This window comes from Enterobacter sp. Sphag1F, assembly GCF_014193275.1.
GTDB lineage: Bacteria > Pseudomonadota > Gammaproteobacteria > Enterobacterales > Enterobacteriaceae > Pantoea > Pantoea symbiotica.
In genome coordinates this window covers 1-21,634 of record NZ_JACHZD010000009.1, presented here as the reverse complement: position 1 = coordinate 21,634, position 21,634 = coordinate 1, and the positions used below count along the sequence as shown (strand labels likewise).

General features: G+C 56.3%; 17 protein-coding genes. 7 read left to right on the top strand and 10 right to left on the bottom strand.

Annotated elements, in window-relative coordinates:
• The first annotated feature begins 19 nt into the window (after positions 1–19).
• Both malP and malQ read left to right on the top strand, forming a co-directional pair.
• Positions 20–2,425 (top strand): maltodextrin phosphorylase, encoded by a 2,406-nt coding sequence (gene malP / locus FHW71_RS22000; protein WP_179453075.1) that lies wholly within the window; start codon positions 20–22, stop codon positions 2,423–2,425.
• A gap of 50 nt (positions 2,426–2,475) precedes the next feature.
• Positions 2,476–4,530, top strand: a complete 2,055-nt coding sequence (malQ, locus tag FHW71_RS21995; protein WP_179453074.1) for a 4-alpha-glucanotransferase — start codon at positions 2,476–2,478, stop codon at positions 4,528–4,530.
• Between the two features lie 39 nt (positions 4,531–4,569).
• Here the strand turns inward: malQ and nfuA are convergent, their stop codons facing one another.
• Both nfuA and gntX read right to left on the bottom strand, forming a co-directional pair.
• Positions 4,570–5,145 (bottom strand): Fe-S biogenesis protein NfuA, encoded by a 576-nt coding sequence (gene nfuA, locus FHW71_RS21990; RefSeq protein WP_008107927.1) that lies wholly within the window; start codon positions 5,143–5,145, stop codon positions 4,570–4,572.
• A 58-nt stretch (positions 5,146–5,203) separates the two neighbouring features.
• The gene (gntX, locus tag FHW71_RS21985) at positions 5,204–5,881 is read right to left on the bottom strand and encodes a DNA utilization protein GntX (RefSeq protein ID WP_179453073.1); all 678 of its coding nucleotides are present in this window, start codon (positions 5,879–5,881) and stop codon (positions 5,204–5,206) included.
• Positions 5,882–5,916: 35 nt separating this feature from the next.
• Here gntX and bioH point away from each other — a divergent pair, with 35 nt between their 5' ends.
• Entirely contained in the window at positions 5,917–6,687 is a 771-nt protein-coding gene (gene bioH / locus FHW71_RS21980; protein ID WP_179453072.1) for a pimeloyl-ACP methyl ester esterase BioH, read from the top strand.
• On the opposite strand, the gene FHW71_RS21975 is transcribed toward bioH, so the two are convergent.
• Both FHW71_RS21975 and FHW71_RS21970 read right to left on the bottom strand, forming a co-directional pair.
• Positions 6,671–8,356: an alpha-amylase family glycosyl hydrolase gene (locus FHW71_RS21975; RefSeq protein WP_179453071.1), complete on the bottom strand. Its 1,686-nt coding sequence runs from the start codon at positions 8,354–8,356 to the stop codon at positions 6,671–6,673. The two genes, bioH and FHW71_RS21975, sit on opposite strands and share 17 nt — an antisense overlap.
• A gap of 116 nt (positions 8,357–8,472) precedes the next feature.
• Positions 8,473–10,800 (bottom strand): Tex family protein, encoded by a 2,328-nt coding sequence (locus tag FHW71_RS21970; RefSeq protein ID WP_179453149.1) that lies wholly within the window; start codon positions 10,798–10,800, stop codon positions 8,473–8,475.
• A 189-nt stretch (positions 10,801–10,989) separates the two neighbouring features.
• Between FHW71_RS21970 and greB the strand changes: the two genes are divergently transcribed.
• Positions 10,990–11,478, top strand: a complete 489-nt coding sequence (gene greB / locus FHW71_RS21965; RefSeq protein ID WP_061719740.1) for a transcription elongation factor GreB — start codon at positions 10,990–10,992, stop codon at positions 11,476–11,478.
• A 63-nt stretch (positions 11,479–11,541) separates the two neighbouring features.
• Here the strand turns inward: greB and yjbE are convergent, their stop codons facing one another.
• Complete coding sequence (gene yjbE / locus FHW71_RS21960; RefSeq protein ID WP_179453070.1) at positions 11,542–11,781, bottom strand: exopolysaccharide production protein YjbE; 240 nt, start codon at positions 11,779–11,781, stop codon at positions 11,542–11,544.
• Positions 11,782–12,293: 512 nt separating this feature from the next.
• Here yjbE and ompR point away from each other — a divergent pair.
• Together ompR and envZ are read left to right on the top strand one after the other, a co-directional pair.
• A complete protein-coding gene (gene ompR / locus FHW71_RS21955; protein ID WP_001157751.1) occupies positions 12,294–13,013 on the top strand; it encodes a two-component system response regulator OmpR in 720 nt (239 codons plus the stop codon).
• Entirely contained in the window at positions 13,010–14,374 is a 1,365-nt protein-coding gene (gene envZ, locus FHW71_RS21950) for a two-component system sensor histidine kinase EnvZ (protein ID WP_008107911.1), read from the top strand. Before ompR ends, envZ begins: the two co-directional genes overlap by 4 nt.
• Before the next feature lie 90 nt (positions 14,375–14,464).
• Here envZ and pckA read toward each other — a convergent pair whose 3' ends face one another.
• The 5 genes from pckA to FHW71_RS21925 all read right to left on the bottom strand — a co-directional run bounded on the left by pckA (position 14,465) and on the right by FHW71_RS21925 (position 20,538).
• On the bottom strand, positions 14,465–16,084 hold the full coding sequence (gene pckA, locus FHW71_RS21945) for a phosphoenolpyruvate carboxykinase (ATP) (RefSeq protein ID WP_179453069.1): 1,620 nt from the start codon (positions 16,082–16,084) through the stop codon (positions 14,465–14,467).
• Between the two features lie 274 nt (positions 16,085–16,358).
• Positions 16,359–17,231 carry an Hsp33 family molecular chaperone HslO gene (gene hslO / locus FHW71_RS21940; RefSeq protein WP_061719737.1) on the bottom strand — a complete coding sequence of 291 codons (873 nt, stop codon included), beginning with the start codon at positions 17,229–17,231 and terminating at the stop codon, positions 16,359–16,361.
• A gap of 23 nt (positions 17,232–17,254) precedes the next feature.
• Positions 17,255–17,656, bottom strand: coding sequence for a ribosome-associated heat shock protein Hsp15 (gene hslR, locus FHW71_RS21935; protein ID WP_008107905.1), 402 nt, complete (start codon positions 17,654–17,656; stop codon positions 17,255–17,257).
• 18 nt (positions 17,657–17,674) lie between these two features.
• Positions 17,675–18,343, bottom strand: a complete 669-nt coding sequence (gene yrfG / locus FHW71_RS21930; protein WP_179453068.1) for a GMP/IMP nucleotidase — start codon at positions 18,341–18,343, stop codon at positions 17,675–17,677.
• Between the two features lie 53 nt (positions 18,344–18,396).
• On the bottom strand, positions 18,397–20,538 hold the full coding sequence (locus FHW71_RS21925) for an intracellular growth attenuator family protein (protein ID WP_008107900.1): 2,142 nt from the start codon (positions 20,536–20,538) through the stop codon (positions 18,397–18,399).
• A gap of 397 nt (positions 20,539–20,935) precedes the next feature.
• On the opposite strand from FHW71_RS21925, the gene nudE reads away from it, so the two are divergent.
• Positions 20,936–21,502, top strand: a complete 567-nt coding sequence (gene nudE, locus FHW71_RS21920; protein ID WP_008107898.1) for an ADP compounds hydrolase NudE — start codon at positions 20,936–20,938, stop codon at positions 21,500–21,502.
• Positions 21,503–21,634 lie beyond the last annotated feature (132 nt).

Below are 21,634 nucleotides of genomic sequence, written 5' to 3'. Positions count from 1 at the left end.
CGGACACGAAGGGATTGATATGTCGCAGCAAAAATTCAATAAAACACGTTTCGACGCCGCTCTTACCCGCCAATGGCAACATCTTGGACTCACTTCCGCCCAGCAAATGACACCGCACCAATGGTGGCAGGCGCTGAGCAGCGTGCTGGCAGAAATGCTGGCGACGCAGCCACCTGCGCCACCTAAACAAGGGCAGCGTCACGTCAACTATCTGTCGATGGAGTTTCTGCTGGGGCGTTTGACAGGCAACAATCTGCTCAATCTTGGCTGGTACAACGAGGTGCAAGCCGCGCTGGCGGAACATCAGGTTGAGCTGAGCGAACTGCTGGAAGAGGAAGTGGATCCAGCACTCGGCAACGGCGGATTGGGGCGCTTGGCCGCCTGCTATATGGATTCAATGGCGACCGTTGGGCAGGCCGCGATGGGCCACGGCCTCAACTATCAATACGGCTTGTTTCGCCAGACGTTTGCCGATGGACAGCAGCAGGAAGCGCCGGATGACTGGCAGCGCGATCGCTATCCGTGGTTCCGCCATAACGCCGCGCTGGATGTGCAGGTTGGTCTCGGCGGCAAGGTCAAAGAGAATCACGATGGCAGCATCCTCTGGCGACCTAAAATTCACCTTAAAGGTGAAGCCTGGGATTTGCCGGTGGTCGGTTATCGCAACGGCATCACTTTGCCGCTGCGACTGTGGAAAGCCACTAGCGCGCAGCCGTTCGATCTCACCGCGTTTAACAACGGCCAATTCCTGCAGGCTGAGCAGCAAGGCATCGAAGCCGACAAGCTGACCAAAGTGCTCTATCCCAATGATAATCATGCCGAAGGTAAGCGGTTGCGCCTGATGCAGCAATATTTCCAGTGCGCCTGCGCGGTGGGCGATATTCTGCGGCGTCATCATCTCGCCGGGCGAGCCATTCGCACTTTGCCTGATTTCGAAGTGATCCAGCTTAACGACACGCATCCCACCATCGCCATTCCGGAGATGCTGCGCGTGCTGCTGGATGAGCATCAATTGAGTTGGGACGATGCGTGGCACATTACCAGCCGCACCTTTGCGTATACCAATCACACGCTGATGCCGGAAGCGCTGGAGCGTTGGGATGAGAAGCTGGTGCGTGACCTGCTGCCGCGCCATATGTTGATTATCCGTGAGATTAATCGCCGCCTGAAAAAGGTGGTGAAGAAACAGTGGCCGGACGACAAAGTCACCTGGCACAAGCTGGCGGTGGTGGCCGACGGTCAGGTGCGCATGGCGAACCTGTGCGTGGTGAGCTGTTTCGCCGTCAACGGCGTGGCGGCGCTGCACTCCGAGCTGGTGGTGAAAGATCTGTTCCCGGAGTATCACCTGCTGTGGCCGAATAAATTCCATAACGTCACCAACGGCATTACGCCGCGCCGCTGGTTGAAACAATGCAATCCGCTGCTGTCGACGCTGATTGATGACAGTTTGCAGGTTGAGTGGGCCAACGATCTTGATGCGCTGGCGTGGCTGGCACCTTTCGCCCGCAAGAAGGTGTTTCGTCAGCAGTTCCGCGACATCAAGCAGCAAAACAAGCAGCGCTTAACGCTCTACATCAAGCGTGTGACCGGTATTGATATCAATCCGGATGCGCTGTTTGACGTGCAGATCAAGCGGCTGCACGAGTACAAACGTCAGCACCTCAGTTTGCTGCATATGCTGCACTGCTATCGTCAGTTGCGCGACAACCCGGATAACCCCGATTTTGTACCGCGCGTGTTTCTGTTTGGCGCCAAAGCCGCGCCCGGCTATTACCTCGCCAAAAACATCATCTATGCCATCAACAAAGTGGCGGAGGTGATCAACAACGATCCGCGCGTCGGCGATCGCCTCAAAGTGGTGTTTATCCCGGATTACCGCATCACCGCCGCAGAGCTGATGATTCCGGCTGCCGATCTCTCCGAGCAGATTTCCACCGCCGGTTATGAAGCTTCTGGCACCGGCAATATGAAGCTGGCGCTCAATGGCGCGTTAACCATTGGCACGCTGGACGGCGCCAACGTGGAGATTGCCGAAGCGGTAGGCGCGAAGAATATCTTTATTTTCGGTAACAGCGTGGACGAGGTGAAGGCGCTGAAGGCGGGCGGCTACAGTCCGAAAAAGCTGCGCAAACAGAATCCTTATCTGGATGGTTTGCTGAAGGAGTTGGAGAAGGGCAAGTTCAGCGACGGCGATAAGCACGCGTTTGACCTGATGCTGCAAAGCCTGACCAAAAATGGCGATCCCTGGCTGGTGCTGGCTGACTTTGATGCCTACATCGCCGCACAGCAGCAGGTGGAAGCGTTGTGGAAGAATCAGGAAGCCTGGACGCGTGCAGCCATTCTGAATACCGCTCATACCGGCCGTTTCAGTTCTGACCGCTCGATTCGCGATTACCAGCAGCGGATTTGGCAGGCGGCACGATAATCGATATTTCGGTCGCCATGAATGGCGACCCTACAAATTCCGGAGAAGTGATGACGCTTAACAAGCTGGATCAGGCGGCACAGGATGCCGGCATTTCGCTGCGCTTTATCAACGCTCACGGCGAGCCTGAAACCATCAGCGATGACACCAAACGTGCGCTGCTGGCGGTGATGGAAACGCCAACCGGCAAAGCGCCACCGCTGCCGCCGGTGCAGGTCTTTGCCGCACGCAGCAAGCGCCAACTGACGCCACAAGGCAGCGGCACTTTTTCCTGGCAGCTACAAACTGAACAGGGCAAAAGCTTCAACGGCGAGGTGCAAGGCGGGGAATTGCTGACATTGCCGCCGCGTTTGTCACAAGGTTATCACCAGCTCACGTTGCGCAAAGGCCGCCAGCAGTGGCAGACGCGCATTATCATCGCGCCGCGTCGTTGCTTTATCCCCGAATCCATCGAGCAAGGAGAGAAACTGTGGGGCGCGCTGGTGCAGCTCTACACGCTGCGATCGGATGACAATTGGGGCATTGGTGATTTCGGCGATTTAGCGCAAATGCTGGAGAAGGTCGCCGATTATGGCGGTGACTTTGTCGGCCTCAATCCTTTACATGCGCTTTATCCTGCACAGCCAGAAAACGCCAGTCCTTACAGCCCAACTTCGCGCCGCTGGCTTAACGTGTTGTATATCGACGTGAACCGGCTGGAGGATTTCCAGCACAGCGAAGCAGCGCAGCGTTGGTGGCAAATGGCGAAAACACGTAAGGCGCTGGAGCAAGCGCGCGCGGCCGAGTTTGTCGATTACAGCGCGGTGGCCGAACTGAAATTGACGGCGCTGCGCTTTGCCTGGCAGCGCTTTCAGCCTCGCGCCGCTGATGATGCTTCGTTCCAGCAATTTATCGTCGAGGGCGGCGATCATCTGCGTTATCAGGCAGCTTTTGATGGCATTCTCGCCGAGCGCAGCCAGCAACATCCCGATGAATGGGGTTGGGCGAACTGGCCGGAAGGCTGGCGCAATGCCTTGTTGCCGGAGGTGCAGCAATGGTGCGCGCAGCATGAGGATGAGATTCAATTCTGGAGTTGGTTGCAGTGGGTAGCGCAAGAGCAGTTCGCCATCTGCTGCCAGATCAGCCAGCAACTTGGCATGGAAGTAGGATTATATCGCGACTTAGCGGTCGGCGTGGCGCAGGGCAGCGCGGAAACCTGGCAGGATCCGGAATTGTATAAACTCGGTGCATCCGTCGGCGCGCCGCCGGATCGTCTCGGTCCGCAGGGACAAAACTGGAGTTTGCCGCCGCTCGATCCGCATGTGATGCGCGCGCGTGGCTATCAACCGTTTATCGATCTGCTGCGCGCCAATATGCGCGACTGCGGCGCCTTGCGTATCGATCACGTCATGGCATTGCTGCGTTTGTGGTGGATTCCCTACGGTGAAAGCGCGGATAAAGGCGCTTACGTGGCGTATCCGGTGCACGATCTGCTGGCAATCCTTGCGCTGGAGAGTCAGCGCCATCGCTGCATGGTGATCGGTGAAGATCTCGGTACGGTGCCGAAAGAGATCGTCAGCCTGCTGCGCAACAGCGGCATTTTCTCGTGGAAAGTGTTGTTCTTTGAGCAGCACGACGACGGAAGCTATCGTCAGCCGCACGAGTATCCCGCGCAGTCGATTGCCAGCGCCAGTACCCATGATTTGCCGACGTTGGCGGGATTCTGGGGATTTAAGGATCTTTCTCTGGGGCACAAACTGGGCTTGTACAAAGAGAGCGTGTTGATTCCCTTGCTGGGACAAAGGGATAAACAAAAACAGGCGCTATTGGATGCGCTGCATCAGATGAATACGTTGCCTGCGCGCCAAAGCTTCGTTGCCAGCCGAGTGTCCTTCACACCGGTGCTCAATCGCGGCTTCCACCGCTATCTGGCGCAAACAAACAGCGCATTACTGGGGCTGCAACCGGAAGATTGGCTGGCTATGTCTTCACCGGTCAACGTGCCGGGCACGGTAAATGAATATCCAAACTGGCGGCGCAAGTTAAGCGTCACTTTAGAAGAGATGTTCAGAGGAAAAGTGCCGGGCTTGCTAACTGCGGTCAATACAGGGCGCAGGAAGCGTTAGAGAACGCGCGGCAGCGTCGGGTCGCTGCCGCGTGCTAAATCAGTAGTACGAGTGTTCGCCGCGCTGGTGCTCGGTCAAATCACGCACGCCTTTCAGCTCAGGGAAAGCTGCCAGCAGCTCTTTCTCGATGCCATCTTTCAGCGTCACGTCGATCATCGAACAACCGTTACAGCCACCGCCGAATTGCAGAATGGCGATGCCGTCATCGGTGATTTCCATCAGCGATACGCGACCGCCGTGGCCAGCCAGCTGCGGGTTAATCTGCGCTTGCAGCAGATATTCCACGCGTTCCACCATTGGCGCATCGTCAGAGACTTTACGCATTTTGGCGTTTGGCGCTTTCAGCGTCAGCTGCGAACCGAGGTTGTCGGTGACAAAGTCGATTTCCGCGTCATCGAGGTACGGTGCGCTCAGCTCATCAACATAGGCTGACAGTTTTTCGAACTTAAATTCGGTATCAGTCGCTTCTACTGCATCGGGTGGGCAGTAAGAAACACCGCATTCTGCGGTTGGCGTACCCGGATTAATGACGAATACGCGAATCTGAGTGCCATCTTCTTGTTTGGACAGCAATTTTGAGAAGTGCTCTTGCGCAGCATCAGTAATAACGATCATGGCGATTGCTCAATAGTTGACTAAATTACTTGGTTATAATACGCCCAACACCGACGCTCTACAAGGTACGGCACAGGCAACCAATGTGTACGCTGGCCGCGCCTTGCGCCAGCAGGATGCGGCTAATTTCCGCCACGGTACTTCCGGTCGTCACAACATCGTCGATAAGCAGGATATGGCGTCCGCGCACCGGCATTTCAAGGCGAAAGGCACCGCGCAGGTTCTTTTTACGCGCGCTGGCGCTCAATGAGTGCTGTACCGCGCCGTGTCGTACACGCTTTACCCCTTCGCGATATTCACAGCCCAGCCAGCGAGCCAGCGGTTTTGCCAGCAGCGCCGCCTGATTATAGCCGCGTTGCCAGGCGCGCCGACGATGCAGCGGTACGCTCAGCACCAAATCTACACGCGGCAGCCGGTAATCACGACGCATTGTTAACAATTTTAACAAAATCAGCCGCGCCAGCATCACTCTGAGTGCGGTTACGCGAGAAAACTTCAGCTGCTGCACCCAATCACTCAGCGGCGGCAGGTAATCGCTGACGCAGCTCAGGCTCTGCCACGGCGGCGGACGGCGCAGGCAGCGCCCGCAAGGTTGCGTTCCGCTAGCCGGTAATCCGCAGCACGGGCAGAGCGCTGGCAGACGCGGAATCTGCTGCACGCAGCGGCCGCATAAGCCGTGGCTGGCAATCTGTAGCGGCAGGCGGCATAGCCAACACAGTGCCGGGATTGGTAGCATAGCGACCTCCTTTTCACTTTTCCGGAGTGTAACCGATGAGTTCGCTTTACTGGCACACCACAGGCACGGGCGATCGCGATCTTGTGCTGCTGCACGGCTGGGGTTTGAACGCCGAAGTGTGGCAAAACATGATTCCGCGACTCAGCCCGCATTTTCGCCTGCATCTGGTGGATCTGCCGGGCTTTGGCCGCAGCCAGGGTTTTGGGCCGCTGACCTTAGCGGAAATGGCGCAACGGTTGTTGCCACAGTTACCCGATCGCGCAGTGCTGCTCGGCTGGTCGCTGGGCGGATTAGTTGCTAGCCAGCTGGCGTTAACCCAGCCGCAGCGCGTTGCAGCGCTGATCACCGTCGCCTCATCGCCGTGTTTTACCGCGCGTGATGAATGGCCGGGCATCAAACCTGAAACACTGCAAAATTTTCAGCAGCAGCTCAGCACTGATTTTCAGCGCACCGTGGAGCGCTTTCTGGCACTGCAAACCATGGGCACGGAAAACGCACGACTGGATGCGCGTCAGCTGAAAGAGGTGGTGTTATCCCAGCCGATGCCGTCGGTTGAGGTGCTGGAAGGGGGATTAGAGATTTTGCGTCAGGACGATTTGCGTGCCGAGCTCGACGATCTGCCGTTGCCGTTCCTGCGCATTTACGGCTATCTCGATGGGCTGGTGCCGCGTCGTATCGCAGAAGAACTGGAGGCTCGCTGGCCAGATTCATCCTCGGTAGTGATGGAGAAAGCCGCGCATGCGCCTTTCATTTCTCACCCGGATGAATTTACGCAGCTGATAATGGAGTTTACCGCAGCCACATAAACTGCCACGCAGCCAGCGTCAAAGGCTGGCTGCCATCCAGCTTCTCCCCGCTAATCACATCCTGCACAAGCCGCGTCAGCGGTAACTGCGTCGTCACGTCATGGTTACTGAGATTAAACACGCACAGCAAACCCTCTTCGCTATCCGGCTGATGGCGACGCAGCACCAGCAAGGTATTCTCGCTCTCCAGCAGCGTCATCGGGTTATCGGGATGAAATGCGGATTGTCGCGTACGCAGCTGAATCAGTGCGCTGAGGCGTTCATACACCTGCTGACGTAGCGGATTGCTGCCGCTGATCCACTGCTCCATTTCATGCAGATCATATTTCTGACGATTGATGGCGCGGTTGTGACCGGCGGCGCGCACGCCGTCGTTATCGTTGCGTGAACCAAGAATACTTTGGATGTAGATCGCCGGTACGCCGGGAAACGACAGCAGAATGGCGTGCGCCAGCAGAAAGCGACGCAGCCGCGTGTCATCGTCGTCGCCTTGCTGATTCAGCGCATCAAAATAGGTGACGTTGATTTCGTATGGGCTGGTGGTGCCATCAGCATTGTTCTTGTACGAGACCAGCGCGCCTTCCAGCGCTAAATCGCGCACCAGCGCCACAATCTCCACTTCCGACAAAATGCCGCGTGCCGGATTCAGTCCTATGCCGTCGTGCGAGGCAAGAAAGTTAAAGAAAGTCGTGGTGCCGCCGCCCAAATCCAGCGTGCTGGCCCACTGACGCAGCGCACGCGCCGATCCGGAATGAATGGCGTGCAGCACCAGCGGCGGCAGCGAAAACTGATACACCATTTGCGCTTCATCTTTGCCGTTGCCGAAATAGCTGATGTTGTCTTTATGCGGCACGTTGGTTTCGGTAACGATCACCGTGCCGGGCGCGACTTCATTGGCGATGGCGCGAAACAGCTTCACCAGCTGATGCGTTTTCGGCAGGTGAATGCAGTTAGTGCCCGGCGTCTTCCACATGTAGCCGACTGCGTCGAGCCGCACATAATCCGCGCCTTTGATCAGGTAATCGAGCAGCACATCAACCATGCGAATCAGCACTTCCGGATTGCCAAAGTTGAGGTCGATTTGGTCGGCGCTGAAGGTGGTCCAGATATAGCGCGTTTCGCCGTCGGCCATCGCAAACGGCGTGAGCAGCGGCGAGGTGCGTGGACGCGTCACCGCACTGAGATCGGTGGCGGGCGGCATGCTGATAAAGAAATCATCCCAACCAGGATCCTGCGCCAGAAAGTGCTGAAACCAGCGGCTGTGCGCCGACATGTGGTTGCAGACAAAATCGAACATCAGGCGCGTTTCGCTGTGCAGCGCGCTGATGTGCTGCCAGTCGCCGCAGATCGGATTGACCTGGTGATAATCGATAACCGAGAAGCCATCGTCCGAAGAGTAGGGAAAAAACGGCAACAGATGCACCAAGCTGAAAGTGGATTGCAGATGCTGCTGATAAAAACGCGAAAAGCTGGCGAGGGTTGGCTGTTCGGGTTCACGGAACTGATCGGCGTAAGTGATCAGCACCACATCTTTCTCATCCCAGTGCGCCTTGCGCGGCAGTTTTACCGTATCGCGCGCGGCACGAATGTTCGAAAGCAGGCGTTCACGCGCCGCGAGCGGAAAGCTGCCGTGATAAATCTCATCGATTAAGGCGTTGATAATATCCATTGGATCGCAGGGCCACGCGGCAGGTCATTTTTTCAAAGCGTAGATGGACGAGCAGAATTATCAAGGCGGTATGCGCGCGGAGACGGGATGTCTCCGCGCGTGTTTAAGGCAGGAACTTAACGTTTTTTGAAGGCGGCGGCGAGCGCATCACCCATGGCGCTGTTGCCCGCCGGAGCGCTGGCCGGTTTGCCACGGCCTTTGTTATTGGCTGTCGGGCGGGCGTTTTCTTTGCCCGCGCTGCGGTTGCCGCCGCGCGCATTGCTTTCACCTGGCTGCTCGTCCAGACGCATGGTGAGCGCAATACGCTTACGCTGCATATCCACTTCCATCACCTTCACTTTGACGATATCGCCGGCCTTCACCACCTGATGAGGATCTTCAACGAACTTGTCGGAAAGGGAAGAGATATGCACCAAACCGTCCTGATGCACGCCGATATCGACGAAAGCACCGAAGTTGGTAACGTTGGTGACGGCGCCTTCCAGCACCATGCCCGGCAGCAGATCGTTAAGCGTTTCCACGCCTTCAGCAAATTGCGCGGTTTTAAACTCAGGACGCGGATCGCGGCCCGGTTTTTCCAGCTCTTTGATGATGTCTGTGACCGTTGGCAAGCCGAAGCGCTCATCGGTGAAGTCGCGTGCATTGAGATCGCGCAGACCGCCTGGATTGCCCATCAACTCATTCAGCGCCTGCTCGGTGGCGGCCAGAATGCGCTCGACCAGCGGATAGGCTTCCGGGTGCACGGTTGAGGCATCCAGCGGGTTATCGCCGTGGTTGATGCGCAGGAAGCCCGCGCACTGCTCAAAGGCTTTTGGCCCGAGGCGGCTCACCTTCAGCAGCTGCTGACGGTTCTGGAAGCGGCCATTCTCATCGCGCCAGCTGACAATATTCTGCGCCATCATGCGGGTTAAACCGGCCACGCGAGTGAGCAGCGCCACAGATGCGGTGTTGAGATCGACACCGACGGCGTTTACGCAGTCTTCCACCACCGCATCCAGCTTCTTCGCCAGCTGGCTTTGGCTGACGTCGTGCTGATATTGGCCTACACCGATCGATTTCGGGTCGATTTTAACCAGCTCGGCGAGCGGGTCCTGCAGGCGACGTGCAATGGAAACCGCGCCACGAATCGACACGTCGAGATCCGGGAACTCCAGCGCCGCCAGCTCAGATGCCGAATAGACCGATGCACCGGCTTCGCTGACAATCACTTTCTGCGCGTTGATTTGCGGGAACTGCTTCTGCACGTCGAGGAAGAATCGCTCGGTTTCGCGCGAGGCGGTGCCGTTACCAATCGCCACCAGTTCAACCTGATGTTTCGCACACAACGCCGCCACGGCGGTGGCCGCTTTCGCCGCCTGGCCGGTGTGCGGATAAATAGTATCGGTCGCGACCAGCTTGCCGGTGGCATCCACCACCGCAACTTTCACACCGGTACGCAAGCCCGGATCGAGGCCCATGGTGGCGCGCATGCCGGCAGGCGCGGCCATCAGCAGATCGTGCAGGTTACGGGCAAACACGTTGATGGCTTCATCTTCGGCGCGTTCACGAATGGTGCCCATCAATTCGGTTTCGAGGTGCAGCAAGACTTTGATGCGCCAGGTCCAGCTCACCACTGCTTTACGCCAGCTATCCGCCGGCGCGTTATTCAGGCGCAGCTTGAGGTGTTCGGCGATCAGCGTTTCGCCATAGCTTTCACGCGGGGCTTCGTCGAACTGCGGATCGGCATTCAGCGACAGCTGCAGCACGCCTTCGTTGCGGCCACGGAACATCGCCAGCGCACGGTGCGACGGTACGCCGCTTAGCGCTTCGTGGTGATCGAAGTAGTCGCGGAATTTCGCGCCTTCTTCCTCTTTACCTTCCACCACGCGCGCCACCACATGGGCGTTCTTCCACAGATATTCACGCACTTTCGCCAGCAGCGTAGCGTCTTCGGCAAAGCGCTCCATCAGGATGTAGCGCGCGCCATCCAGCGCCGCGCGCACGTCGGCGACACCTTTGTCGGCATCAACGTAGCCAGCGGCCAGCTGCTCGGGATCCTGCGATGGGGCCTGCCATAGCGTGTCGGCCAGCGGTTCCAGACCGGCTTCAATAGCGATCTGTCCGCGCGTGCGACGCTTCTGTTTGTACGGCAGGTAAAGGTCTTCCAGCTCGGTTTTATTCAGCGTGCTGTTGATGGCGGTGGCGAGCTCAGGCGTGAGTTTGCCCTGTTCGTCGATGGATTTCAGAATCGACTGGCGACGATCGTCCAGCTCGCGCAGGTAACTCAGACGGCTCTCCAGCAAACGCAGCTGGGTGTCGTCGAGTCCACCGGTCACTTCCTTACGATAACGTGCGATAAACGGCACGGTGTTCCCTTCATCAAGTAAGCGAACGGCAGCATCAACCTGGTCGGCGCGTGCCTTCAGCTCACCTGCGATAATCTGGCTCAGTGAATCTTTCATCATCATTAACAATGCTTACACAGGGTTGGAAATAGCGGACAGTTATACGGAATGAGGCCGAAAATTGCCAGCCGGTGGCCCGTGAATCCGTCTTTTTCTGAATGCAGCGCGCGCAATCTTGCTGATGGTCAATCGGTCGCTTATTGTTAGCCTCTTTGCTGCGAAGAACCGCCGTCACCACGAGTTGAAGTCATGAAAACCCAACTGATTACCCGCGAAGGCTATAACAAGCTGCGTGCCGAACACGACCATTTGTGGAATGAAAAGCGTCCGGAAGTGACCAAAATCGTCTCCTGGGCGGCTAGCCTCGGCGATCGCTCCGAAAACGCCGATTACACCTACAACAAACGTCTGCTGCGCCAGATCGATCGCCGGGTGCGCTATCTGCGCAAATGCCTCGCCGATCTGAAAATTGTTGATTACGCGCCGCAGCAGGAGGGCAAAGTGTTCTTTGGTGCCTGGGTGCAAGTGGAGAATGAGCAGGGCGATGTGAAGCGTTTTCGCATTGTTGGCCCGGATGAAATTTATGGCGAGACCATGAAAGAGTACATCTCAATCGATTCACCGATGGCGCGCGCGCTGATCAAGAAAGAAGTGGATGATGAAGTGGTGGTCAACACCCCGGAAGGGCAGAAGTTGTGGTTCGTTAACAGCATTGAATATGTGAAAGAGACGCCGTAGCGGGTCGCGATAAATGGTCAGTTGAGCATGAAGCGGTCGCCATTAATGGCGACCCTACGGGCATTATTTACCGGCCTGGGTTGCGGTGGTGGTGGATGTGCTGCCACCTTTATCGCCGCCGCCCATGGTTGCCAGCGCCACGCCGAGCAGTGCGCCGACTGCGCCAACACCGATCGCGTCTGAGTTACCCTTCGCCGTGGTGGATGCCTGCGCGCCCGCCGCTTCGCCGGCGCTGGTGGCCGCCTGAACCTGAGTGACGCTGGTCAGTACCAGTGCGCCCAGCAGAATTACCGTTTTTTTCATTTTTCTCTCTCCACGTGAACTCAATAACAACAGGTACGAATCCAGTGTCGGAGATCGTGAGAATGGAGGAAAGAGGAGATTACTGATTGATTTGTAGGAATTAATTTAACGCTGGCCTTGTTTTTCATCGGCAAGGTATTGTTCCGAAAACAGATGCGCACTCCCGATGAGAAATGCCCTATTTTATGCTGCCATCACTATAACGCAGGCCTATTCTTCACCATCACCTTAAGCCAAATCGCCCTGAACACCTCTCTGGCGGCGGGATTTTTTGTCATGAACCAGTAACAGAAAGAAAATGCGCCAAATTTTCAGATAAGCGCTAAGCGGCTTGAAAGCACAGATAAAAAACGCGAAGCGAAGCGCATTTCAGGGCTAAAAATAAATATAAGCTGCTGTTTAATATGCTTTGTAACAATTTCGGCTAGAATATAAACCATTAATGACTGTCACACTGAGGCCTCTTTTTTTAACAATATTGGCTCAGGCAATGGCGCCTTTGGGAGTTGAACATGCAAGAGAACTACAAAATTCTGGTCGTCGATGATGATATGCGTTTGCGTGCGTTGCTGGAGCGCTATCTCACCGAGCAGGGCTTTCAGGTGCGTAGCGTTGCCAACGCCGAGCAGATGGATCGTCTGTTAACCCGCGAATCCTTCCACCTGATGGTGCTTGATTTGATGTTGCCGGGCGAAGATGGTTTGTCTATCTGCCGCCGTTTGCGCAGTCAAAGCAACCCGATGCCGATCATCATGGTCACCGCGAAAGGCGAGGAAGTGGATCGTATCGTCGGTCTGGAAATCGGTGCGGATGACTACATTCCAAAACCGTTTAACCCGCGCGAGCTGCTAGCGCGTATTCGTGCCGTACTGCGTCGTCAGGCCAACGAATTGCCAGGCGCGCCTTCGCAGGAAGAAGCGGTTATCGCTTTCGGTAAGTTCAAGCTGAACCTCGGCACCCGCGAGATGTTCCGTGAAGATGAGCCAATGCCGCTGACCAGCGGTGAGTTTGCCGTGCTGAAAGCGCTGGTGAGCCATCCGCGTGAGCCGCTGTCACGCGATAAGCTGATGAACCTGGCCCGTGGCCGTGAATACAGCGCCATGGAACGCTCCATCGACGTGCAGATTTCGCGTCTGCGCCGCATGGTGGAAGAAGATCCAGCGCATCCACGTTACATTCAGACCGTTTGGGGTCTTGGCTACGTATTCGTTCCGGACGGCAGCAAAGCATGAGGCGATTGCGCTTCTCACCCCGCAGTTCGTTTGCCCGCACCTTGTTATTGATTGTTACCTTGCTGTTCGTCAGCCTGGTAACAACCTATTTGGTGGTGCTCAATTTCGCCATTCTTCCCAGCTTGCAGCAGTTCAATAAGGTCCTCGCGTACGAAGTGCGTATGTTGATGACCGATCGGCTGCAGCTGGAAGATGGAACTCAGTTGGAAGTGCCGCCGGCCTTCCGACGCGAAATTTATCGTGAGCTGGGCATCTCGTTGTATACCAACGCGGCGGCGGAAGAGAGCGGTTTGCGCTGGGCGCAACATTACGAATTCCTCAGTGAGCAGATGGGCCAGCAGCTGGGCGGTCCCACCGATGTCCGTGTCGAGGTGAATAAAAACTCGCCGGTGGTGTGGCTGAAAACCTGGCTGTCGCCAGATATCTGGGTGCGCGTGCCGCTCACCGAAATTCATCAGGGCGACTTCTCACCGCTGTTCCGCTACACGCTGGCGATTATGCTGCTGGCGATTGGCGGCGCCTGGCTGTTTATCCGCATCCAGAACCGACCCTTGGTGGATCTGGAGCATGCGGCGTTACAGGTCGGTAAAGGCATTATTCCGCCGCCGCTGCGTGAATACGGCGCGTCGGAAGTGCGTTCGGTAACGCGGGCGTTTAACCAGATGGCGGCCGGTGTGAAGCAGTTGGCCGACGATCGTACCTTGTTGATGGCGGGTGTCAGCCATGACTTGCGTACGCCGTTAACGCGTATTCGTCTCGCCACCGAGATGATGGGCGAGCAGGATGGTTATCTGGCGGAGTCGATCAACAAAGATATCGAAGAGTGCAACGCGATCATCGAGCAGTTCATCGATTATCTGCGCACCGGTCAGGAGATGCAGACCGAGCGCGCCGACCTGAACAGCGTACTGGGCGAAGTGGTGGCGGCAGAGAGCGGCTACGAGCGCGAGATTGAGAATGCGGTGATGTCCGAGGATTTGATGCTGGATATCAACCCGCTATCAATCAAGCGCGCGCTGGCGAATCTGGTGGTCAACGCGGCGCGTTATGGCAACGGATGGATTAAGGTCAGCAGCGGCAAGGAGCTCAACCGCGCGTGGTTCCAGGTGGAAGATGATGGTCCGGGCATCAAGCCGGATCAGCTACAGCATCTGTTCCAGCCGTTTGTGCGCGGCGACAGCGCGCGCAGCACCAGCGGCACCGGCCTCGGTTTAGCGATTGTGCAGCGTATTATCGATGCGCATGAAGGTTCGCTGGAGATTGGTGATAGCGATCGCGGCGGATTACGGATTCGTGCCTGGTTGCCGATTCCGGAAGGTAATAGCAGTACGGCGGTGGTGAGTATTAATCACAGTTCGTGATCATTGGGAATGTTGCGGTTATTGACCAGGTGGGCATAAATGCCCACCCTACAAAATCTGATGGGCACAAATGCCCCATCAGATTTTAACTTACAACTGCGGCCCGGCTTGCACCAACGCCTTACCGGCGTCGTTATCCGTATACTTCTCGAAGTTCGTAATAAAGCGCTGCGCCAGATCCTGCGCGGCTTGCTGCCAGGCCGCTTCTGTCGGCCAGCTGCGGCGCGGATCGAGAATCGCGCTATTCACCTGCGGCAGAACTTTAGGTATCTGCAGGTTGAACACCGGCAAGGTTTCAGTCTCAACCTCATCCAGCTCACCGGCCAGAATCGCATTGATGATGGCGCGCGTGTCTTTCAACGAAATGCGCTTACCGCTGCCGTTCCAGCCGGTATTCACCAGATACGCCTGCGCACCTGCCGCTTCCATCCGCTTCACCAGCACGTCGGAATATTGCGTGGGGTGCAGCGTCAGGAACGCCGCGCCGAAACAGGCGGAGAAGGTTGGCGTTGGCTGCGTAACGCCGCGCTCGGTACCGGCCAGTTTGGCGGTAAAGCCAGACAGGAAGTGATACTGCGTCTGTTCCGGCGTTAAGCGTGAAACCGGCGGCAGTACGCCAAAGGCATCGGCGGTGAGGAAAATCACTCGCTTGGCATGGCCCGCTTTGGACACCGGCTGCACGATGTTTTCGATATGCTCAATCGGATACGAGACGCGGGTGTTCTCGGTCTTGCTGCCGTCGGCGTAATCAACGGTGCCATCGGCGCGCACCACCACGTTTTCCAGCAGCGCATCGCGGCGAATCGCGCGGTAGATTTCCGGCTCCGCCTGCTCAGACAGGTTGATGGTTTTGGCGTAGCAGCCACCTTCAAAGTTGAACACGCCATCGTCATCCCAGCCGTGTTCGTCATCGCCAATCAGCTGGCGATCCGGATCGGTGGACAAAGTGGTTTTGCCGGTACCGGACAGGCCGAAGAACACTGCTACATCGCCCGCTTTACCGACGTTAGCCGAACAGTGCATCGAAGCGATGCCTTTCAGCGGCAGCAGGTAGTTCATGATGGCGAACAGACCTTTCTTCATTTCGCCGCCGTACCAGGTGCCGCCAATCAGCTGCATGCGTTCGGTCAGGTTGAAGGCGACGAAGTTCTCGGAGTGCAGACCTTGCGCCTGCCAGTCTGGATTAGTGCACTGCGCGGCATTCATCACCACGAAATCCGGTTTGAAGTCAGCCAGTTCGGCTTCGCTCGGGCGGATAAACATGTTTTTGACGAAGTGTGCCTGCCACGCCACTTCCATCACGAAGCGCACGCTGAGGCGCGTGTCGGGATTGGCACCGCAGAACGCATCAATCACAAACAGACGTTTGCCGGAAAGCTGCTGGGTGCAGCGGTCTTTTAACGCCTGCCAGGTTTCCTGTGACAGCGGCTGGTTATCATTTTTGCCGTTGCCGACATCGTTCCACCACAGCGTGTCGCGCGTGGTGTCATCCCGAACGATGTACTTATCTTTTGGCGAGCGACCCGTGAAGATGCCGGTATCCACGGCAATAGCACCGCTCTGCGTCAGAATGCCTCGCGCATAACCTTCCAGCTCTGGGCGAGTTTCTTCCTGAAACAGGGTGTCGAAATCAGGGTTGTACACCACTTCGGTGGTGCCGCTGATGCCCATAGAGGCGAGGTCTTGCGATGTCAGGCCGTTAACGCGCATGTGACTGCTCCTTTAATCGGTATCTGTTACTGCATATTTTTTATGGGGTGATTCTGCTGCCTGCCTGCATAGCCACGCAGGGCAGATCGCGCGCAGTGTACTCTTCTGAGCACGGCGGAAAAGAGAAGATAGTCAGAAATGCGAGCTGGAACGTGACAAGTAGAGAAATCTGCCACTTATGAAACTAAAGTCAGCGTTATTTAGCTAATAACCGTGATAAATGATAGGGATACGTTCAGCAGGAAAGCGGGCGGATGAACCGCCCGGCAGGTGATTAATGTACTTGATCGCTGTTGTTGGTTGGCGCGTTGCGAAGGGCGGCAATATCTACCGCATCGAACACGTAATGCGAATTGCAATAGTCGCAATTCATGTCGATTTCGCCATCCTCTTCGAGGATTTCGTTTACTTCTTCCACTGGAAGCGTGCTCAGCACTTCGCCACAGCGCTCGCGTGAACAGGTGCACTTGAAGCTCACCGGCGTTGGGTCAAACACCGTGGCTTCTTCTTGATGGTACAGACGCCACAACACGTCGGTCGCTGGCAATTCGATCAGCTCTTCGCTTTTCACGGTTTCCGTCAGCGTAGCGAGGTGATTGAAATCATCGAGGTTCGACTCTTGCGCAGGCAACACTTGCAGCAGAATACCGGCTGCGCCTTTGTCGCTGGTGCGGATAAACAGGCGCGTTGGCAGCTGCTCAGAACGCATGAAGTAATCTTCCAGACAACCCGCCAGCGTATCCGCTTCCAGGCCAACCACGCCTTGATAGCGCTCGCCTTTCTCTGGCGAGATGGTGATCACCAGATAGCCGTTGCCGACCATCTCTTTCAGGCTGCTGCCCGGTGCGATCTCTGCGTCTTCTTGCACGCGCGCCACGCCACGCAACTCCTGACGGTTGTTACCGTTGATCACCGCCAGCGTCAGCGGACCGTCGCCCTGCAACTGCACCGTGATATCACCGTCAAACTTCAGCGTTGCCGTCAGCAGGCTGGTGGCCACCAGCAGCTCGCCCAGCAAGGTTTTTACCGGCTCAACGTAGTCGTGATTTTCGACAATTTCACGCCAGGTTTCGGTCACATTTACCAGCTGGCCGCGCACGGCGACGTTTTCGAAAAGATAACGGTGCAGTTGATCGTTTGTAGACATAGTGTTTCTCTCGTTGGGGCGCGTTATTTATCGCCCGACAATTTAAATTTCATCAGATCGCGGCGCTCTTTCTTATCCGGGCGACGATCGGGGTGCGGCATGGTTAGTGAATTCATCTTACGTGCCAGCGCAGTTTTCTCGCGCTTGTCGATGCTGGCGGCGGTTTCGGCATACAGCGCCTGGGCTTCGCTGGCCGGGCGGCGCTGATCGGTCACTGCGGTGATCACCACCGTGCGCTCATCGTTGCCCTGGCGCAGCGTTAATTCGGCATTCAGCTCCACCAGTTTGCTCGGCTTGCTGCGCTGACCGTTGTAGTGCACTTTGCCGCCTTCCACCATTTCACGTGCCAGCGCACGCGTTTTATAGAAGCGCGCGGCCCACAGCCATTTATCGAGGCGCACGCCTTCGCTCACTTTCTCTTTCATGGTATTGCGGCTCCTGCTTTAACGCAGCGTCTCGCACAATTGACGATAGTCGCCTACCGCCGGATGACGCTGGAAAGATTGATCGGGCCGACCGGAATCCGGATTGCTGACGCCTAAGCACCAGCGAATGCCCCAACTTGTCGCTGCATCCAGAATCGCTTCGCTGTCATCAATGAATAGCGTGCGCGCGCTGTCAAACGCAGTATGTTGCTGAACGGCCTGCCAGAGACGCGGATCCTCTTTCGGATATCCAAAGGTATGGGTGGAAAGTAATAAATCAAGGTGGGCAGCTAATCCGGTCTGCTCCAGTTTCACATCCAGATTGTAGGGATGCGCATTGGTCAGCAGAATGGTGCGTTTACCTGCGGCACGCAGCGCCTGCAGTAGCGGCAGCGTATCTTCACGCATTGCCGCGCGGTGGCGCTTGTCCCACGTCATGGCGCGAATATCCAGCGCCAGTTCCTGCGACCAGTAATCGAGACAATACCAGTTTAGCGTATGCACCACGGCCTGATACTTCTGCTCAATCAGCTGATGCGCTTCGCCCAGCGTGATGGCGCGTTCGCGGCTCAGGGTTTCCGGAACGTGTTCCAGCCAGAAGTGGCGGTCGAAGGCGAGATCGAGCAAGGTGCCGTCCATATCCAGCAGCACGGTATCAATCTCTGACCAGTTAAGCGTAACCTGCATTTTCTTTCTCGCCGCAAAAAAGTGGGCGACAGGGTAGCACAGAAGGGAAGGGCTCAGAACAGCGAGCGCACGCTCTGCATAGTGTTCAGATTGTGGTTGAAGCACTTATCGTAATACTGCTGAATTTCCGCCATGCGCAGGCGATTACGATGAATACGACGCAGCGCCAGCAAGCCGTTGATCACCGCGCTGGCAATCAGCACCAGCATCAACAGCGCGGTGCCCAAATAGCGCCACTGCGCCATGGCATCCGGCTCGTTATGCAGCGCGATATGGCGTGTGCCGTTGGCATCGGTGGTAATGCTGGTGATGATGCCGCTGGCGGCGAACGGTGTGTGCAGCAGCATGCCGGACATGCGTTGCAGTTCGCGCCATTGTGAAGGTGCATCAAGATCAAACAGCGCGACCGACGGCTGCGGCTGCGTCACCATCTGACGACCTTCATCACTGATAATCAGGAAGCCACCCGGCGGCGGGCTGTTGAGATTTTCCGCCGCGCGACGCGTTTCACGCGCGAAGAAGCTGGACGTGGCGGTGTTCACCAGGTTTTCCAGCGCTTCGGCACTGACCGGACGCAGCAGCACGTTCATGCCATTCAGCTTGCCGGAATCCGCGCGGTGAATCAGTGAATCCCAATCTTTGGCGTTGCCGAGATTCACCAGCGCATTTTTCAGGCGTACACAATCCTGCTGCTGGCTGCACAGATCCTGGGTTTTCAGTACCAAATCGGAGAAATCATCCAGCAGAATCATGCCGGATTTCTGAATCGCCGAGGCCAGCTGCGGGTTGAGTTTGGGATCGGTGTTAGTTTCCGGATGCAGCTGGCGCGTGGTGGTATCGAGCAGCGCGGAGGCTTTATCGATGATGTCTGATTGCGGCTGTGGCAGCGGCGCGGCGTTATTCCAGTAAATCGCTGAGCAGTCGAACGGCATGTAAGCGTAGCTGCGATTGCTTTGATAATTGCCCGGCACCGAACACATGCCGGTGCCAGCCACTTTCAGGCTGTCGCCGATATGCAGCGGCAGCGCATTCAGCTTATCCACGCTATTCACTTCAATGCTCTCGGTGCCTTTCACCCACGCAAGGCTGAGTTTGATCGGCATGCTGAGAGGAATCCAGGTGAACAGCATCACCAGCACCAGCAGCGAACCGCATGCCAGCACCAGATTTTTACGCCAGCGCTGCACAGGGAAGTTACGCACTTCGTCCTGCAGCGATAGGAAACGACCCTGACGCACCACCTGACGATTGAGATACATCTCGACGTCGGTGGTCTGGCCTAGATCGTGTGCTACGTATGGCTGCCAGTGCGCGGGATAGATTAAATCGATAATGCCCAGCGAGATATTGCTCTGCTCCTGATTGGATTCACCAAACAGGCCCCAGCGCTTAGGCGCGCCGCGCAGGCAATGCACATCACGTAAGCCTTTGGCGCCAGGGAAACGATAGAGGAACCATAGGCTGACGGCGATCATCAGGCAGCCGAGCAGGGCAATCCAGCCCATCAGGCTGCCGGGCAGCACCAGACTCAGGAAGAACAGCAGGAACGCGAAACAGATGGCGACCGCTTCGCGCGTGCCGTCGGCGCGTGACAGTTGATACTCTTCCGAGGTCTCTTTGCGTACCTGCAGCAACTCAACGTTTTCGCTCTCTTCTTTGCGAATCGATGCGTTGGTGGACATCGGACGCACCAGCGGCGGCAGCGCCGGTTGTTCCACGGCGTAATTCACCAGCGAATGTCCGTTCAGTGAAATCACCAGCGGCAGCGTTTGCGTGCGGATCAGCTCTACGTAGTTCTCTTCGGCGATGTACTGTTCCCACAGCGGCGGCAGATGAACTTCGACTTCGTCGAGATAGTAGCGCCATTTCTGCGGATCGTCGGTGGAGAGGCCATAGCGGGTGATGGAGCGGGTGACAGGGTAAACATTGTTGCTTTGCGCGGTAAGCGTAAGCGCTTCAGGTTCGCGCGACTTCTTTGCCGAGCGTGCGCTGCTGTGTTGCTGCTGTTTGGCGATGAGCGCGATGTACTTTTCAACAGCGGTGCGTTCTTCGTCGGTGAGCTTGCGATTAGGCGGACTGATAAACGGCAGTGGTTTCGCCAACGGCGGACGATGCCGCATAGCGTACCAATAGCCGATACCTGCTAAGAGGGAACAGGCGAGCATGACAGCCAGAATGACAATATAAGTGCTCATGCTTTGCTCAATCCAGCCAAAAAACTGCCTTCACGTTAACGATTTACTCCCGGTGAATCCATCAATACAAGTCAATTTTGGCGAGCAGATGTCATTCTGACAAGGGAAAAGTCAGATAAAATAACGCGCAAAATCATTTAATTATAGTTTGTTAGATTATTCCTCAACGGGATGTTAACCAGACATGACTCAATTAAATATCGGTATTTTCTGAATTTAACAATACACCGTTGACTTATTGTGAATTTTTAACTGCATAGATAACAAGAAGTTGTTAGCAGCCGTAAGTGAATATGTGTCACCATAGTTTACTTACGCTGCGTGTCGCACAATAGTTCTGGCTTCGGTATGCTGGCGTCATCACGTTTCACAGGGTTGTGCTAAGTTTGAGGCTGATATGAAAACCCCAATGAAAAAACCTGATATCCTCAATGTGGCAGCGGTGGCCCGCTCCCGCCTGTTCACTATCGAAGCGGTGGATCTCGCTTTCAGTAATGGCGCGCGCCGCGTCTATGAACGCATGAAACCTTCCGATCGTGAAGCGGTGATGATTGTGCCGATTATTGGCGATGACGTGATCCTGATTCAGGAGTACGCCGTCGGTCTGGAAAGTTACGAACTGGGCTTTCCGAAAGGGCTGATCGATCCCGGCGAAAGCGCCTTTGAAGCGGCCGATCGTGAACTGAAAGAAGAAGCGGGATTTGGTGCCACAAAGCTGGAAGCGCTGGGCAAACTGACCATGGCGCCCTCTTACTTCTCCAGCAAGATGAATATTGTGGTGGCGGAAGGGTTGTACGAAGAGAAGCTGGAAGGCGATGAGCCGGAGCCGCTGATTGTCCATCGCTGGCCGCTGAATAATCTGCTGGCGCTGCTGGAGGAACCGGACTTCCGCGAAGCGCGTAACGTCAGTGCGCTGTTTATGGTGCGCGAGTGGCTGGTGAAGCAGGGCCGTTTAAGCTACTAAATTTCATCATGGTATAAAAAAGAAAGCCGGCAAGTTTGCCTAATGCCAGTCAGTTAAGCCTGACTGGCATTTCTTCTTTTGGCTGTCGGGTACTTCCAGGGCCTCTCTTTCACCACTCTCGGGAACGACCTC

Bases quoted from the DNA above. Each gene is read 5' to 3' on its own strand.
- malP (WP_179453075.1), top strand. From the start codon at position 20: ATGTCGCAGCAAAAATTCAATAAAACACGTTTCGACGCCGCTCTTACC.
- malQ (WP_179453074.1), top strand. From the start codon at position 2,476: ATGACGCTTAACAAGCTGGATCAGGCGGCACAGGATGCCGGCATTTCG.
- nfuA (WP_008107927.1), bottom strand. From the start codon at position 5,145: ATGATCGTTATTACTGATGCTGCGCAAGAGCACTTCTCAAAATTGCTG.
- gntX (WP_179453073.1), bottom strand. From the start codon at position 5,881: ATGCTACCAATCCCGGCACTGTGTTGGCTATGCCGCCTGCCGCTACAG.
- bioH (WP_179453072.1), top strand. From the start codon at position 5,917: ATGAGTTCGCTTTACTGGCACACCACAGGCACGGGCGATCGCGATCTT.
- FHW71_RS21975 (WP_179453071.1), bottom strand. From the start codon at position 8,356: ATGGATATTATCAACGCCTTAATCGATGAGATTTATCACGGCAGCTTT.
- FHW71_RS21970 (WP_179453149.1), bottom strand. From the start codon at position 10,800: ATGATGAAAGATTCACTGAGCCAGATTATCGCAGGTGAGCTGAAGGCA.
- greB (WP_061719740.1), top strand. From the start codon at position 10,990: ATGAAAACCCAACTGATTACCCGCGAAGGCTATAACAAGCTGCGTGCC.
- yjbE (WP_179453070.1), bottom strand. From the start codon at position 11,781: ATGAAAAAAACGGTAATTCTGCTGGGCGCACTGGTACTGACCAGCGTC.
- ompR (WP_001157751.1), top strand. From the start codon at position 12,294: ATGCAAGAGAACTACAAAATTCTGGTCGTCGATGATGATATGCGTTTG.
- envZ (WP_008107911.1), top strand. From the start codon at position 13,010: ATGAGGCGATTGCGCTTCTCACCCCGCAGTTCGTTTGCCCGCACCTTG.
- pckA (WP_179453069.1), bottom strand. From the start codon at position 16,084: ATGCGCGTTAACGGCCTGACATCGCAAGACCTCGCCTCTATGGGCATC.
- hslO (WP_061719737.1), bottom strand. From the start codon at position 17,231: ATGTCTACAAACGATCAACTGCACCGTTATCTTTTCGAAAACGTCGCC.
- hslR (WP_008107905.1), bottom strand. From the start codon at position 17,656: ATGAAAGAGAAAGTGAGCGAAGGCGTGCGCCTCGATAAATGGCTGTGG.
- yrfG (WP_179453068.1), bottom strand. From the start codon at position 18,343: ATGCAGGTTACGCTTAACTGGTCAGAGATTGATACCGTGCTGCTGGAT.
- FHW71_RS21925 (WP_008107900.1), bottom strand. From the start codon at position 20,538: ATGAGCACTTATATTGTCATTCTGGCTGTCATGCTCGCCTGTTCCCTC.
- nudE (WP_008107898.1), top strand. From the start codon at position 20,936: ATGAAAACCCCAATGAAAAAACCTGATATCCTCAATGTGGCAGCGGTG.